Raw genomic sequence first — 335 nt, forward strand, 5'->3', positions numbered from 1 at the left:
ACCAGGAAGCCGAGCGTGGTATTACAATCCAGTCAGCAGCAACAACTTGCTTCTGGAAAGGTCACCGCTTTAACGTTATCGACACTCCCGGACACGTTGACTTTACAGTAGAAGTATATCGTTCACTGAAAGTACTGGACGGCGGTATCGGCGTATTCTGTGGTTCTGGCGGTGTTGAACCTCAGTCAGAAACCAACTGGCGTTATGCCAACGATTCTGAAGTTGCACGTCTGATTTTCGTCAACAAGCTTGACCGTATGGGTGCAGACTTCTTCCGCGTTATTGAACAAATCAAAAACGTACTGGGCGCTAAGCCTCTGGTCATGACTTTGCCA

1 protein-coding gene is annotated in these 335 nt (G+C 48.4%); it reads left to right on the forward strand.

Features of this window, described 5'->3' with window-relative positions; all coding sequences use genetic code 11:
• Nucleotides 1–335 (forward strand): GTP-binding protein (locus J0A66_RS22295; RefSeq protein ID WP_206576015.1); only part of this gene is annotated, 335 nt, incomplete at both ends.

The organism is Bowmanella dokdonensis (assembly GCF_017254865.1).
In the GTDB taxonomy this organism is placed as follows: domain Bacteria; phylum Pseudomonadota; class Gammaproteobacteria; order Enterobacterales; family Alteromonadaceae; genus Bowmanella; species Bowmanella dokdonensis.